General features: G+C 28.1%; 13 protein-coding genes. All 13 read left to right on the forward strand.

What is annotated here, in order from left to right:
- A partial coding sequence (locus KGF50_RS10290; protein WP_227847951.1) for a sensor domain-containing diguanylate cyclase occupies positions 1-2,688 on the forward strand: 2,688 nt, incomplete at its 5' end.
- Positions 2,689-2,921: 233 nt separating this feature from the next.
- Positions 2,922-4,856, forward strand: coding sequence for a YgiQ family radical SAM protein (locus KGF50_RS10295; protein ID WP_227847952.1), 1,935 nt, complete (start codon positions 2,922-2,924; stop codon positions 4,854-4,856).
- 114 nt (positions 4,857-4,970) lie between these two features.
- Positions 4,971-5,966, forward strand: a complete 996-nt coding sequence (locus KGF50_RS10300; protein ID WP_227847953.1) for an MqnA/MqnD/SBP family protein — start codon at positions 4,971-4,973, stop codon at positions 5,964-5,966.
- Positions 5,938-6,723 (forward strand): ABC transporter permease subunit, encoded by a 786-nt coding sequence (locus tag KGF50_RS10305; RefSeq protein WP_227847954.1) that lies wholly within the window; start codon positions 5,938-5,940, stop codon positions 6,721-6,723. Before KGF50_RS10300 ends, KGF50_RS10305 begins: the two co-directional genes overlap by 29 nt.
- Positions 6,711-7,409 carry an ABC transporter ATP-binding protein gene (locus KGF50_RS10310; protein WP_227847955.1) on the forward strand — a complete coding sequence of 233 codons (699 nt, stop codon included), beginning with the start codon at positions 6,711-6,713 and terminating at the stop codon, positions 7,407-7,409. Before KGF50_RS10305 ends, KGF50_RS10310 begins: the two co-directional genes overlap by 13 nt.
- A gap of 130 nt (positions 7,410-7,539) precedes the next feature.
- Positions 7,540-8,019 carry a Cys-tRNA(Pro) deacylase gene (gene ybaK, locus KGF50_RS10315; protein WP_227847956.1) on the forward strand — a complete coding sequence of 160 codons (480 nt, stop codon included), beginning with the start codon at positions 7,540-7,542 and terminating at the stop codon, positions 8,017-8,019.
- A gap of 183 nt (positions 8,020-8,202) precedes the next feature.
- Positions 8,203-9,042, forward strand: a complete 840-nt coding sequence (locus KGF50_RS10320) for a fumarate hydratase (RefSeq protein WP_227847957.1) — start codon at positions 8,203-8,205, stop codon at positions 9,040-9,042.
- 13 nt (positions 9,043-9,055) lie between these two features.
- Positions 9,056-9,604, forward strand: coding sequence for a Fe-S-containing hydro-lyase (locus tag KGF50_RS10325; RefSeq protein ID WP_227847958.1), 549 nt, complete (start codon positions 9,056-9,058; stop codon positions 9,602-9,604).
- Between the two features lie 71 nt (positions 9,605-9,675).
- On the forward strand, positions 9,676-10,857 hold the full coding sequence (locus KGF50_RS10330; protein ID WP_227847959.1) for an NADP-dependent malic enzyme: 1,182 nt from the start codon (positions 9,676-9,678) through the stop codon (positions 10,855-10,857).
- A gap of 182 nt (positions 10,858-11,039) precedes the next feature.
- On the forward strand, positions 11,040-11,303 hold the full coding sequence (locus KGF50_RS10335) for a zinc ribbon domain-containing protein (RefSeq protein ID WP_227847960.1): 264 nt from the start codon (positions 11,040-11,042) through the stop codon (positions 11,301-11,303).
- Between the two features lie 116 nt (positions 11,304-11,419).
- Positions 11,420-11,848, forward strand: coding sequence for a hypothetical protein (locus tag KGF50_RS10340; RefSeq protein WP_227847961.1), 429 nt, complete (start codon positions 11,420-11,422; stop codon positions 11,846-11,848).
- A 226-nt stretch (positions 11,849-12,074) separates the two neighbouring features.
- Positions 12,075-12,761, forward strand: a complete 687-nt coding sequence (locus KGF50_RS10345; RefSeq protein WP_227847962.1) for a response regulator transcription factor — start codon at positions 12,075-12,077, stop codon at positions 12,759-12,761.
- Between the two features lie 10 nt (positions 12,762-12,771).
- Positions 12,772-14,013: a sensor histidine kinase gene (locus tag KGF50_RS10350; RefSeq protein WP_227847963.1), complete on the forward strand. Its 1,242-nt coding sequence runs from the start codon at positions 12,772-12,774 to the stop codon at positions 14,011-14,013.
- Positions 14,014-14,063: the final 50 nt, after the last annotated feature.

Here is a 14,063-nt window from a genome sequence, read left to right on the forward strand (position 1 = left end):
GTATATATATTTGCATTAGAAATATTATTAGTTATATTAATTTTTGTAGTATATATAGCTTATATTATAAATAATAATACGAAGACTATTATAAATGAAAAAGAAAAATTTAAGACACTTACTGATAATATATTAGGTGGTGTTAAAAATTGTTTGAAAGATAAGGATATGACTATGACCTATGTAAGTCAGGGATTTTTGGAACTTACAGGTTATTCTGAAGAGGATTTAGATGTAATTTTTAAAAATAGATTTAAACATATAATTTATAAAGAAGATGTAGACAAGGTTAATAGTATTGTTTTGAATCAATTAAAAAGACAAGATAAAATTGAAGTTGAATATAGAATTGTAAAAAAAGATGGAAGTATAATTTGGGTTTTAGATAGAAGTAAATCTATAAAAGATAGTAAAGGAAATGAGTCTATACAGGGAGTTTTAACTGATATAACAGAACTCAAGAAAATACAAGAAGAATTAGACTCAAAAAGGTTTGAAATAGAGACTATTAATGATAGTATTGTTGGTGGAATCGTGATAACTGAGATAAATGATGATTTTGATAGTATATATTTAAATGAAGGTTATTTAAATATGATTGGATATACACGTAAACAGTTAGAAGATGAATTAGATAATAAATTAATCAAGCTGATTTTCAGAGATGATAGAGCTGGGATGATTGATGATATAAATAAGCAACTTAAAGTAAGTGATACATTTGCATGTGAACGAAGGGTTGAAAAAAGAGATGGTAGCATTATATGGATTTTATTAAAAGGAAGAAAAATAGTTGATGAAAATGAAAAATCAGTATTATGTAGTGTAATTGTAGATATTACTTCTGCTAAATTGTTAGAGCAAGAGCTTAAAAAGAGTGAAGAACGTCATGAGATTATTATAAATCAAACACAGAATATTATAGTTGAATGGAATATAGAAAAAGACCAAATGAGTATTTCTCCTAATTGGTACAATAAATTTGGTTATGACCCTATAACTGAAAATGCAACGAAAAACATAATCAAATCAGTTGACATATATCCTGATGATATAGATAAGTTTATTTCATTAACTAAGCTTACTTCATCAGGAAGTGAATATGAGGAGTGTGAAATTAGACTTAGAGTTAGAGATACTACTTATGCATGGTTTAGTATAAAAGCAACGACACTGTTTGATGATAATGGAATACCTTATAAAGTTGTAGGTAGTTTAACTGATATTGATGAATCAAAACGAGAAGCTGAAAAATTAAAAGAGAGAGCTGAAAAAGACCCATTAACAGGCTTATATAATAAAAAGGCATCACAAGCACTTATAGAAGAATATATAACATTAGATAAAAACAGACAAGGTACTTTAATGATTATTGATATTGATGACTTTAAAGGTATAAATGATAATTTAGGTCATTTATATGGTGATGCTGTATTAAGTGAAATTGCAAGTGATTTAATAAACTTATTTAGGGCATCTGATATAGTAGGAAGAATTGGTGGAGATGAGTTCATTGTTTTCATGAAAGATATTTCTGAAACAAGAGATATTATGAACAAAGCAGAGGAACTAGTCAAAACGTTTGAGAGGTCTTTTGTAGGCAAAGGATACAATTATAAAATATCTTTGAGTGTAGGAATTGCTAGATTTCCAAAAGATGGTACAGAGTACATGCAATTGTTTAGAAATGCAGACATAGCTCTTTACTCAGCTAAGGGTAAAGGAAAGAATCGTTATGCATTGTATGATAAAAAAATTGATAAAGTACAATATATAGCAAATACAAGAAATACAGATGAAAATACCAATATAGAAAGGTCTTTTAAGGAGCATATTACAAATTATATATTTGATATACTGTATGAATCAAATAATATAGAAATGGCTGTAAATTTGATTCTTGATATTGTGGGTAAACATTTTAATGTGAGTCGTGTCTATATATTTGAAAACTCGGATGATAACCTCTACTGTAAAAATACATTTGAATGGTGTAATGAAGGAATAACAGCAGAAATTGATAATCTTAAGAATATTTACTATAGTCATTTAGGAAATTATCTTTTAAATTTCAATGCAGATGGATTGTTTTATTGTAATGATGTTGATAATCTCAATGGCGATTTAAAAAATTTGCTTAAAGTACAAGGGATATGTTCAATATTACAGTGTAAAATTTTAGAAGGTAATGAATTTAGAGGTTTTGTAGGATTTGATGAATGTTCATATAATCGTATGTGGACTAGTGATGAAGTGGATACATTGACATTTATTTCTAAGACGCTCAGTATGTTTTTATTAAAAATGCGTATCCAGAGTAAGCTAGAGGAATCTTTAGAAGTTCAAAAGTCTGTAATGGATAACATGGACATATGGGCCTATGTTGTTGACAGAAACACATATGAGCTGTTATTTATCAATAAAAAGATGCTTGAGTCAGCACCAGATACACATGTAGGTGATTTATGTTATAAAGCACTATGGAACAATCAGAATAAACAATGTAGGAAATGCCCTATGAGTTGTTTAAAAGATGGAACTGATACTTGTAAATCATTTATGCGTAACAAAAAATTTGGTGTAAATGTAAATATAACGACAACTGCTTTAAAATGGTTTGATGGTAAAGATGCATGCTTAATATTTGGGAGTGAAGTAAATAGTGTTGAGTCTCAAGGAAATATTTAAATTAGCTTCTTGTAAAGATTTCCTAACTAATTGAATAAAACGTTTAAATTACTGTATTATAGATTTACTTAAAATCACAATTTGGATTTATTGAACCTAAAACGTTCATATAAATTATTTAAGTTGTGGTTTTAAGTATTTTTTGTGTTATAATTAAGCGTTAAGAACAAAATTAAAAGATACTTTTAATTTTAAGAAAGTATTTGTTAAATATACATTGAGCAGGTGATGATATGGAAAATAGGTTTTTACCAATAAGTAAACAAGATATGATAGATAGAGGATGGGAAGAACTAGACTTTGTGTTGGTTACAGGTGATGCATATGTAGACCATCATAGTTTTGGTACAGCAATAATATCTAGAGTTTTAGAAAATGCTGGATATAAGGTAGGTATAATAGCACAACCAAATTGGAAGACGACAGATGATTTTATGAAATTAGGAAAGCCTAGACTTGGATTTTTGGTTAATGCAGGGAATATGGATTCAATGGTGAATCATTATTCAGTGAGTAAAAAGCATAGAGATAAGGATATGTATTCTCCTGGTGGGAAAATGGGCTACAGACCAGATAGAGCCACAATAGTCTATTGTAATAAAATAAGAGAAGCATATAGCGATGTTGCAATAGTAATTGGAGGAATTGAAGCTAGTCTAAGAAGATTTGCCCACTATGATTATTGGAGTGATAAGGTTAGAAAGTCAATGCTGATAGATAGTGGAGCAGATTTATTAGTTTATGGGATGAGTGAAAAGCAGATTGTGGATGTAGCTAATGCACTTAATGATGGATATGACCCAAAATATATTAGGCATATTGATGGGACATGTTATGTTGCAGATACACTAGAAGAAATATACGATAACTATATATTGATTCCATCATATAAAGAAATATGTGAAGATAAAATGAAATATGTAGAGGCTTTTAAAATTCAATATGATGAACAAGACCCATTTAGAGGAAATATAATTGTTCAACCTCATGGAAGTAAGTATTTAGTTCAAAATAAGCCAGAGAAGCCTTTAAATAGAGAAGAATTGGATGAAGTTTATGGATTACCATATCAAAAAACATATCATCCTGTATATGAGAAATCTGGTGGTATACCAGCTATAGAAGAAGTAAAATTTAGCATAGTAAGTTCAAGAGGGTGTTTTGGGAGTTGTTCATTTTGTGCAATAACATTTCATCAAGGAAGAGCTGTTCAAAGTAGAAGTGAGAAATCAATTATTGATGAAGCAGTAGGAATAACAAAATTAAATGATTTTAAAGGATATATACATGATGTTGGAGGACCAACAGCTAATTTTAGAAGACCAGCATGTAACAAACAAATTACTAAAGGTGCATGTAAAAATAGACAATGCTTATCTCCATCACCATGTAAAAACTTAGATGCAGACCATAGTGAATATCTGCACTTACTTAGAGCTGTAAGAAAATTACCTAACATAAAAAAAGTATTTGTACGCTCTGGTATTAGGTATGACTATGTAATGGCAGATAAAAATAATAAGTTTCTTAGAGAGCTAATAGAACATCATGTAAGTGGTCAATTGAAGGTGGCTCCAGAACACATATCAGAAGAAGTTTTAGAATATATGCAAAAGCCAGCAGGAAAAACTTATGATAAATTTAGACAGAAGTTTTTTGCTATAAATGAAGAATTAGGTAAAAAACAATATTTGATACCATATTTAATGTCTAGTCATCCAGGGTCTACATTAAATAGTGCTATAGAGTTAGCTGAATATTTGAGAGATACTCATTATCAACCAGAGCAAGTTCAAGATTTTTATCCAACTCCTGGAACACTATCGACTACAATGTTTTATACAGGAATAGACCCACTTACAATGAAGCCAGTCTATGTTCCAAAATCAAAACGTGACAAAGCAATGCAAAGAGCTTTATTACAGTATAGAGCACCTAGAAATTATGACTTGGTATATTCTGCATTAGTTGAAGCTGGAAGAGAGGATTTGATAGGTTTTGGACATAGATGTCTAATAAAACCAAAGGATGAGAAACCTTATTTTAATAGAAATAATTCTAATAAAAATAAATCTAAGACTTCTACTGAAAATAAAAAATATAATGCAAATAATAGAAACAATAAAAAACAACAAAAAAGTCCAAGTAAGAGAAAGAAAAAATATTAAAATAGGCATAGGTAAATAAAAATATTTAAATAAGAAGGATTATTCGATAAATTAACAGAAATTAATATAAATAAATATAATTATTTTATAAAAAGTTAGTTTTGGGAGGAAGAGATGAAAAAGTATATTTATATAATGTTATCAGCAGCATTAAGTGTAATTTTTTTAGTGGGGTGTTCACAAGGTCAAAATGAAAAGCCAAAAGAAGAACCAGCAGTTGTTAAAGAAGTAAAGGTAGCTGTTCCAGATGGATTGCCAGCGGTAGCAGTAGCTAAATTAGCAAATGAAAATCCAGCAATTAAAGATGGATATGAAACAATGTATAACATTGAGAAAACACCAGAGGCAATTTCTACTAGAGTAATGAAAAAAGATGTAGATATAGCTATAGTTCCATCAAATATGGCTGCAATAGCATATAATAAAACTTCAAGCTATAATATAGTTGGTACTGTAGGTATGGGGTCGCTTTATTTAGTATCAACGGATGATATAAAGGATTATTCTGATTTAATTGGGAAAGAAGTTGGATGTACAGGGAAAGGTCTTACTCCAGATATAACGATAAGAAGTCTTTTATCACAAAAGGATATAAATCCAGCAGATATAAATTTTAATTATGTAAATTCTGCAAGCGAATTAGTACCGTTATTGGCTACAGGAAAAATTACAACAGGGATTGTTCCAGAGCCTGCACTTAGTGCTTTAATGTCCAAGAATCCAAATATAAAAATTATAAAAAGTTTAAATGATTCATGGAGAGAAGTAAGTGGCTCCAAAGATGGATATCCTCAATCTACATTAATTATAAAATCTGATTTTTTAAGAGACAATAAAGAATTTGTAGATTCTTTTTTAGGACAATTATCAAATAGTGTAGATTGGGCAAATAAAAATCCTGAGGAATTAGGTAAATATTCTGAGAAGATAAAAATATCTACTGAACCTAAAATAATAGGCAAAGCTCTTGAAAGGGCTAATTTAAAGTATATTCCAGTTAAAGATATGATTAATGATTACAAAAACTACTATGAGAAATTAGCTAATTTTGATGATAAGACAGTAGGAGGCAAAGTGCCAGATGAAGCAATATACTTTGTTGAAAAATAAGAAAATTAAAGAACAATTTATAGACAAATTAGAGGTAACACTTTCTTGTGTTATCCTCTTATTTTTGTGGCAAATTATTGCTTTAAAAATTAACAATGATATATTCTTGCCAACTATAAATCAAGTCTTTAGTAGTATCAAAGAAATCGCATTGAATTCTAACTTCTATATAGACATACTTTATTCAATAGGTAGATGTTTTTTTAGTTTTTTATTTGCTTTGATTTTTGCTATCATATTGTCGATAGTAGCATATTTAAGTAGAATTTTTAGAAATTTATTAAAGCCAATTAATGCTCTAGCACGTTCAATACCAACGATGATATTAGTAGTACTTGCACTAATTTGGTTTGAAAAAGATAGTACACCTTTTATAGTTGGATTTGCTATAGTTTTTCCAATATTATATGATAGTGTTTTGGGAGCAATATTAAGTATTGATAAGAATTTATTAGAAATGGCAAGTGTGTATAAGATAAGATTTATAGATAAGGTGTTGAAAATTTATTTACCATCTATAAAATTTCAAATTATATCTATATTAGTATCGACATTTTCACTAAGCTTAAAAGTTGCTATAGCAGGAGAGGTATATAGTCAACCTACATATGGTATTGGGACTATGATACAAACTGAAAAAATTAATTTTAATACATCTGGGATATTTGCATGGATAATTATAATAGTTTTAATTTCAGCCATTTTACAAGTAGCTCAAAAATTTTTGTCAAGGAGAGCTTTTTTATGGAAAAGGTAAGGTTAAGTATTGAGAATATAAATAAAAAATATGATAGTCATATTATATTTAAAAATTTTAATATTGATTTTTACATAGATAATGTTAACTGTATACTTGGAAAATCTGGATGTGGAAAAACTACTCTCTTAAATATAATAAGTGGTATTATAGAAAATGATACTTGTAATTTAAATATTAAAGAAAGTTCAAATAAAATTGGGAGCAAGTTAGAGGTAAGTTACATATTTCAAGAAGATAGGCTCATAGATTGGTTAACTGTAGAAGAAAACATAAAGATAGTTGTAAATAAATACTATAATAAAACTCAATTAGATAAAATTTGTGATGAATATTTAGATTTGGTTGGAATTAGTAAATATAAAAATTTTTATCCCCAGATGCTTAGTGGGGGCCTTAGACAAAGAGTAAATATTGCTAGAGCTTTTATTTATCCATCAAAGATTATTATAATGGATGAACCTTTTAAATCCATTGATGCAAAGAATAAACAAATAATAATGGATAATTTTAAAGACATACTTAAAAAAGAAAAAAGAACTGTTTTGTTTGTAACTCATGATATTGAAGAAGCATTATTTTTAGCAGATAATATATTTATTTTAGGAGATTCTCCTATGAGAATAAAAAAAGAACTAAAAAATTCTAGTGAATTAGAAAAAAATGAAGTTTTGAAGTTAATATAGAGTTATAATAATATTGTCGTTTTAAAATATACTTGTTTTAACTATTAATACTTATAATACTCTATTAGAATAGTACAGAATATTCGAAAATATGGATAATGTTCGTATTTTATAAAAAGGAAGTGAATGTATGATTAAAGTAAAAACTAATGCTATGAGAATTTTAGATTCAAATAAAATTGATTATAAGGTACTATCTTATGAAGTCAAAAGTGAACATGTAGATGGTGTTGAGGTAGCACATGATATAGGAAGAGATGTAAATGAAGTATATAAGACTCTAGTAACTCAAGGAGTTAGTAAGAGTATTTATGTATATGTAATACCAGTACATGAAAATTTAGACTTAAAAAAGGCTGCAAAAGTAGCTAAAGAAAAAAGTGTGGATATGATTCATGTAAAAGATATAAACAAGCTTACAGGATATATTAGAGGTGGTTGTTCTCCTGTAGGGATGAAGAAGCTTTATAAGACTTTTGTAAATGAAAGTGCAAAACAATTAGATACAATTATAGTAAGTGCTGGTAAAATAGGATACCAAATAGAATTATCACCACTTGATTTACAAGAACTTATAAAAGTGGAATTTGCAGATGTAATAAAAAAATAGGTATTGTAGATAAAAAAGTAATGACAAAAAATTATATGATTAATAAAATAAATAATGACTTAAAAATAAACATTTAACTACTATTATGTAATTGATATAAAAATATTGAGAAATTTTAAAAATGATGGTAAAGTGTAAATATGATTACGAATATTTTTTATAAAGTAATGGAGGGATGTTCGCTTGAGGAAGATAAAATCTGAACAAATTGTTGAACAAGTAAAAAAACTGTGCATAGAGGCTAGTTTATACTTAGGAGATGATGTCTTAAGCTGTATAAAAGAGAAAGCTAAAACTGAAAAAAGTGAAGTTGGAAAAAACATATTAAATATATTAGTTGAAAATGCTGAAATAGCAAAGGAAAAAAATATACCAATATGCCAAGATACTGGTATGGCTGTATTTTTTGTTGAAATAGGACAAGAGGTTTTAGTTGAAGGAGATACAATTACTGATGCTATAAATGAGGGAGTAAGACAAGGATACGAGGAAGGATATTTGAGAAAATCTGTTGTAAGTCCAATTAGTAGAATAAATACAAAGGATAATACTCCTGCCATTATTCATTATGAAATGGTAAAAGGCAATGAAATTAAAATAGAGTTTGCTGCTAAGGGATTTGGAAGCGAAAATATGAGTAAAATGAAGATGTTAAAGCCATCAGATGGATTAGAAGGAATTAAAAAATTTATCATTGATACAGTATCAGAAGCTGGACCTAATCCATGCCCTCCTATGGTAATTGGAGTTGGCATAGGTGGAACTGTAGATAAATGTGCTCAAATAGCTAAAAAAGCACTTTTTAGAGAACTAGGCGAATTTAATGAAGATGAAAATATCGCAAAATTAGAAAGTGAATTATTAGCCTCTATTAATAAATTGGGGATAGGGCCTCAGGGATTAGGAGGAACTACAACAGCTTTAGGGTTAAATATAGAGACTTTTCCTACACATATAGCAGGTCTTCCTGTTGTTGTAAATATAAACTGCCATGCATCAAGACATAAAAAGGTAGTAATTTAGGAGGAAAAATAAAATGATAAAGATAACTACACCTGTAAGTGAGATTGATATAGCTAAATTAAATTGTGGAGATACAATTAGTCTAAGCGGTATACTTTATACAGCAAGAGATGCAGCTCATAAAAGATTGATAGATTGTATAAATAAAGGTGAAGAGTTACCATTCGATGTAAATGGTCAAGGTATATACTATGTAGGTCCTACTCCAACAAAACCAGGAGAAGTTATAGGAGCAGCAGGTCCAACAACGAGTTATAGAATGGATGATTTAACTATACCTCTTTTAGAGAGAGGTCTTAGATTGATGATAGGTAAAGGAAAAAGAAGTGAAGAAGTTATACAAGGTATGGAGAAGTATGGAGCAGTTTATCTTGCAGCAATAGGAGGAGCTGGTGCATATATTTCAAATTCGATAAAATCATGTGAAATTATTGCATATGAAGACTTAGGTGCTGAAGCTATAAGAAAGATTGTAGTAGAAGACCTTAAACTTACAGTAGCTATAGATAGTTATGGAAATAATATCTATGAGCAAGGTCGAGCAATTTATGCATGTAAATAAATTTTGAAAATTTATATAAATACTAAAAATACAAAACAATTTAATTGTACACATTTTAAGGAGGAAAATTGATGTCTAAGGATTATGCAAAATTGGCATTAGAAATGCATGAAATTAATAAAGGGAAAATAAATGTAGAAAGTAAGGTAGAAGTTAAAACTAAAGATGATTTATCAACAGCATATACGCCAGGTGTTGCAGAGCCTTGTCTAAAAATACATGAAAATCAAGAGGATGTTTATAGATATACTTCTAAAGGTAATTTAGTAGCAGTAGTTAGTGATGGAAGTGCTGTACTTGGATTAGGAAATATTGGTGCTGAAGCAGCTATACCTGTTATGGAAGGTAAATCTATATTATTTAAGCAATTTGGAGATGTAGATGCTTTTCCAATATGTTTAAAGACTAATGATGTAGATGAAATAGTTAAGTCTGTGGAATTAATGGAACCAGTATTTGGAGGAATAAATTTAGAGGATATATCTTCTCCAAGATGTTTTGAAATAGAAGATAGATTAAAAAAATCTTTGAGTATACCTGTTTTTCATGACGACCAACATGGTACTGCAATAGTAGTGGCAGCAGCAATAATAAATGCAATAAAGTTAATTGAAAACAAAAAGATAGAAGATTTAGAAATAGTTATAAATGGAGCAGGTGCTGCGGGTATAGCAATAGCAAAAATATTACTTAAGATGAATGTTAAAAATATAGTATTGTGCAACAGAAGTGGTGCGTTGGAAGCCAACATGGAAAGATTAAATTTAGCTCAAAAAGAAATGTTAGATGTAACTAATATAAGAAATGAAAAAGGTTCTTTGAAAGAAGTTATAAAAGGTAAAGATGTATTTATAGGTGTTTCAGGTCCAAAAACTGTAACAAAAGAAATGGTTGAAAGTATGTCTGAAAAACCAATAATACTAGCAATGGCAAATCCTACTCCAGAAATAATGCCAGAAGAAGCAAAATTAGGTGGAGCGTTTATAATGGGAACTGGTCGTTCAGATTTCCCTAACCAAGTTAATAATGTTTTAGCATTCCCAGGAATATTTAGAGGGGCACTTGATGTTAAAGCTAAAGAAATAAATGAAGAAATGAAAATAGCAGCTGCATATGCAATTGCTAATACAATAACTGATGAAGAAATATGTCCAGAATATATATTACCAGATGTATTTAATAAAAATGTAGTAAAAAATGTTGCTGAAGCAGTTAAGGAAGCAGCTATAAAGACTAAAGTAAATAGAATATAATTTTTATTTAAGAATCAAAAATTTAAGTGAGCAAATAAAATAAAGACTAGTAGAATTTATATCTTAAGATATAAATTCTACTAGTATTTTTGTTTTTAATATGACACAATCATGTCATATTACTCTTGCTATAATTTAAATATGGTTAGGAGCCAAAGAAAAATATACAAGGAGTGATTATAATGGAAGAAACTAGGTTTTGTCAATGTTGTGGTATGCCAATGGGATATACTAATGAATTGTATGGAACAAATAAAGATGGAAGTAAAAGTGATGATTACTGTAGCTATTGTTTTAAAGAGGGGGAATTTACTGCTGATATAAGTATGGAAGAGATGATAGAAATCTGTATACCTCCTATGGTTCAAAGTAATAAAGGCATGACTGAAGATGAAGCAAGAAGTATGATGAATAATTTCTTTCCAACATTAAAACGCTGGAAATAAGCATATACAAAATTAATAACTCATATAAAATTCATGAAAACTTAATACCAGAAACACATTGACTCTATATACTAATATTATTATATTTTATTAAATAATGTATTGGAGGAGTTAAAGTGAAAGATTTTATTGAGAAGTTGAAAAAAGGTTTTGGAGTTAAGCAATTTAAAAAAATATCAAAAGTTTCAATTATAATGTATTGCTTATCTATTTTGTTGGCTATTTATGGTATATATGTATTTATAAATTGTACTGAATATATATATACTATGCTATCTACAAAACAGTTAACAGTCACAGGAAATGAATATACCATTATAAATTATTATATGAGTAACTTTAGTCAGTATATAATATTTGCTATTTTACTTGCATCAATGGGATTTGTAATACAAAAGATAGGGTATATTAATTTCGGTAAGAGGGAACTTAGTGGTAACTATTCAACAAATATTAGAAATATAAGTGATATCTCTATAGATAATGGTAAAGATAATGAAATGTTTGATAAAGGCAGTATTGAAAATAGTATTTTAAAAAGATAAATAATACAAATATATAAAATATGATTAAATAAAGCTTAGAATACTTAGTGTATTTTAAGCTTTTTTAATTATTAAGATTTCAAAGTATTAAATTAATGATATAAAATCATATAAAAATATTTAAATTATTGATTTCAAGGTATTGTATTTTTAAAAGAGTAAAAATATAATAAGTTAGGTATATAATATATGAAAAGTAAAAAATAAAAAAATGGAAGTGATTGAGATGAGTAGTATATTGTTGGTTGAAGATGACTTAAGTTTGATATATGGATTAGAATTTTCTATACAAAAGAATGGATTTAGTGTTGATGTAGCAAGAACAGTAGAAGAAGCATTGCAAATGTACAAAGAAAAAAATTATGATTTACTGCTTTTGGATGTATCCTTACCTGATGGTAATGGTTTTGATATTTGTAAAAAGGTAAGAGAAGTTTCTAATGTGCCAATTATATTTTTAACTGCTTCTGATGAAGAAGTAAATGTAGTGATGGGGCTTGATATGGGTGGAGATGATTACATAACAAAACCTTTTAAATTAAATGAGTTAATTTCAAGAATAAAAGCTTTACTTAGACGTTATAATTTTACAAATGAAAATGTAACTGAATTAAAATCAAATACTATTACTGTTAAATTACTTGAAAATCGTGTTTTTAAAAATGAAATTGAGCTGGAGCTTACTACAGCAGAATATAAATTATTGTGCTTATTTATGAAAAATAAAAATATTGTACTTACGAGAAAAAATATATTGGACAAGTTATGGGATGGGAATGGTAGTTTTGTAGATGATAATACTCTATCAGTATATGTAAGAAGGCTGAGAAATAAGATTGAAGATAATCCAGAAAATCCAAAATTTTTATTAACAATTAGAAGAATGGGTTACAAATGGAATGTTACAAAGTGAGGGTGTTAATATGAAGTTATTTTCTAATAAAGACATAAAAATATTTTTTCTAGCGATTATATCCATTTTATTGATGTTTATAGTAGCAGGTCAAATAGTAGTTATAAATATAACTAAGGATTATAAAAGGGAACTGGTAGAACATGATTATAATATAGCTGGATACTTACATAGTATGGGTGTTGATAAATCAAAAATACCAGCAGTATTTACTACTAATGAAGATAAGTATATTTTAAAAGGAAAAGAAATCTTAAATACAGCTGGATATGACTTTGATACAGATAATAGTTTTATGCCAAGTGTGAAATTGTTTCAAAGTAAATATATAAAAACTATGTTTCTATATTTATTTGTGTTCTTTACTATGATTATTTTCATATTGTATGTGTATTTTTTTAGGCAACAAAACAAGATAGAAGAAGCTAGTTATAAAATTGATTCATTTATGAATGGAAATATAAATGTACGGTTAAATACTTATGAAGAAGGTAGCTTATCAAAGTTATTTGGTTCAATAGATGCTATGTCAACATCTCTAAACACGCACATACTGAAAGAAAAGCAGAATAAAGAATTTCTTAAGAATACAATTTCAGATATATCACATCAACTAAAAACTCCACTTACAGCATTGATGATGTATAATCAGATATTGCAAGAAGAGAGTCATAATAGTGAAGTTGTTGAAAATTTTGTACAGAAGAGTCAAAATGAATTAGAGCGTATAGAATCATTGATACAAAATTTATTAAAGATTACAAAGATAGATTCAAAGACAATAATTCTTAACAAAGATAGTGTTAACATAAAAAAACTGATTACTAAAATTTTATATGGTTTTGAAACTAGAGCAGAAAAAGAAGGAAAGAGTATTTCTATAAGAGGTCTAGAAAATACAAACTTGTTTTGTGATTATGAATGGATGTCAGAAGCTTTAAGTAATCTTATAAAAAATGCCTTAGATAATACAAAAGAGAACGATAAAATAATGATAGAGTGGATTGAAACACCTATAACAACTATTATTTCAGTGAAAGATACTGGAAATGGAATTCGTATTGAAGATATACATCATATATTTAAAAGATTTTATAGGAGTAAGTTTTCAAAAAGTAATCAAGGTCTTGGACTAGGGTTGCCACTAGTCAAATCTATCATAGAACAACACAATGGAACTATCACTGTAGAAAGTGACTTTTCACAAGGAAGTACATTTACTCTAAGTTTTTTAAAGCTTACTAATATGTAAGATAGGATACATCTTATAGTAAGGTGTATGAATTATTCTTATATTAATCA

The sequence above is a fragment of the Clostridioides sp. ZZV15-6598 genome (genome assembly GCF_020657705.1).
GTDB lineage: Bacteria > Bacillota > Clostridia > Peptostreptococcales > Peptostreptococcaceae > Clostridioides > Clostridioides difficile_F.

Bases quoted from the DNA above. Each gene is read 5' to 3' on its own strand.
- KGF50_RS10295 (WP_227847952.1), top strand. From the start codon at position 2,922: ATGGAAAATAGGTTTTTACCAATAAGTAAACAAGATATGATAGATAGA.
- KGF50_RS10300 (WP_227847953.1), top strand. From the start codon at position 4,971: ATGAAAAAGTATATTTATATAATGTTATCAGCAGCATTAAGTGTAATT.
- KGF50_RS10305 (WP_227847954.1), top strand. From the start codon at position 5,938: ATGAAGCAATATACTTTGTTGAAAAATAAGAAAATTAAAGAACAATTT.
- KGF50_RS10310 (WP_227847955.1), top strand. From the start codon at position 6,711: ATGGAAAAGGTAAGGTTAAGTATTGAGAATATAAATAAAAAATATGAT.
- ybaK (WP_227847956.1), top strand. From the start codon at position 7,540: ATGATTAAAGTAAAAACTAATGCTATGAGAATTTTAGATTCAAATAAA.
- KGF50_RS10325 (WP_227847958.1), top strand. From the start codon at position 9,056: ATGATAAAGATAACTACACCTGTAAGTGAGATTGATATAGCTAAATTA.
- KGF50_RS10330 (WP_227847959.1), top strand. From the start codon at position 9,676: ATGTCTAAGGATTATGCAAAATTGGCATTAGAAATGCATGAAATTAAT.
- KGF50_RS10335 (WP_227847960.1), top strand. From the start codon at position 11,040: ATGGAAGAAACTAGGTTTTGTCAATGTTGTGGTATGCCAATGGGATAT.
- KGF50_RS10345 (WP_227847962.1), top strand. From the start codon at position 12,075: ATGAGTAGTATATTGTTGGTTGAAGATGACTTAAGTTTGATATATGGA.
- KGF50_RS10350 (WP_227847963.1), top strand. From the start codon at position 12,772: ATGAAGTTATTTTCTAATAAAGACATAAAAATATTTTTTCTAGCGATT.